Raw genomic sequence first — 1,289 nt, forward strand, 5'->3', positions numbered from 1 at the left:
GTAAGCAGCCTACCAAGTACATCTTTTAAATAACTTTCACGATGTTTTTCTTTGCATAAAAGAAATATATGAGAACATCAGAAGAAAAAATGTTAGCAGTTGAGGCTTGGCGCACCAGTGGGCTTAGCCAGAATGAATACTGCAAGACCCTTGGAGTCAAACGTACCACTTTTGCCAACTGGGTATCGCGCAATAGACGAAAACAAGCTGTTCCCAATTTTGTTAGAGTTACCATCCCTCCAGTTGCTATTTCGACAGCTGTAGAGGTTATTTACCCAAACGGAGTAATTATCAAGGCATCCGGTAATGACCTGAAAATGCTATCGCATTTAATAAAGCTGTACTAGCTATGTTTTCATTGAGTTCTTCCCATATTTATCACCTCTATAAGCCCGGGTGTGACATGCGCAAAAGTTTTGACGGCCTCTGCGGGCTGGTCAGTTCCGAGCTGGGCGGCTCCCCTACAAGTGGGGATGTGTTCATTTTTCTTAATAAAAGTGGCACACGCATCAAGCTTCTCCACTGGGAGCATGGAGGTTTTGTACTGTATTATAAAAGACTTGAAAGTGGTACTTTTCGCCGTCCCACCAAAGATGGTAATCTTATATCCTGGAGCGATCTTGTTCTGATGGTTGAAGGTATACACGTGGTGAGGAGTATAACGAAAAAACGGTATTCATTAGTCTAAAAACACACTTTTTACTTGCCCAAGCCATGGCTTTTTTGTATTTTTATGGTATGGAAACGGCACTGGAAAACTTATCAAAGGATGATCTTTTAAAGATCATTTCCGCCCGTGACCAGATTATTTCCGAGCATAAAAAAGTTATTCAGGATAATGAAAAAGTTATTCAGAATCATGAGAAAGTTATTCAGGACCATGAAAAGATTATGCTCAATAATGAAACTGCCATTCTTGAAAATCACAGTACTATCTCGGCGCTGGGTGAGCAGGTAGACTACCTGAAAGCACAGGTTGCCATGTACAAACGCATGCAGTTCGGACAGAAGCGTGAACGCTTTGAGGGTGATCCAAACCAGGCAATGCTTCCCTTTGAAACTCCTGTTCAGATGACCTTATTACAGCAGGAAGAGGTCAAACAAAGGATAGAATATGTGCGCAAGCGCCCAAATCACCATGGACGTGCAAAGTTACCATCCCACCTTCCCGTAGAAGAGATTGAGATCCATCCCCAGGGTGATCTTACAGAAATGGTGTGTATTGGAAAAGAGATTACAGAGGAACTGGAATGTGAACCGGCACGCTTTTTCATCAAGCGTTATATCCG

3 protein-coding genes are annotated in these 1,289 nt (G+C 42.4%); all 3 read left to right on the forward strand.

The window, feature by feature from the left end; genetic code table 11:
- Positions 1 to 68: 68 nt before the first annotated feature.
- Positions 69 to 347 (forward strand): IS66 family insertion sequence element accessory protein TnpA, encoded by a 279-nt coding sequence (tnpA, locus tag EZ449_RS22480; protein WP_131563129.1) that lies wholly within the window; start codon positions 69 to 71, stop codon positions 345 to 347.
- Between the two features lie 2 nt (positions 348 to 349).
- Positions 350 to 688, forward strand: coding sequence for an IS66 family insertion sequence element accessory protein TnpB (tnpB, locus tag EZ449_RS23600; RefSeq protein WP_131563131.1), 339 nt, complete (start codon positions 350 to 352; stop codon positions 686 to 688).
- Between the two features lie 26 nt (positions 689 to 714).
- A partial coding sequence (locus tag EZ449_RS22935) for a transposase (protein WP_205943066.1) occupies positions 715 to 1,289 on the forward strand: 575 nt, incomplete at its 3' end.

The sequence above is a fragment of the Pedobacter frigidisoli genome, from assembly GCF_004331675.1.
Taxonomy (GTDB): Bacteria; Bacteroidota; Bacteroidia; order Sphingobacteriales; family Sphingobacteriaceae; genus Pedobacter; species Pedobacter frigidisoli.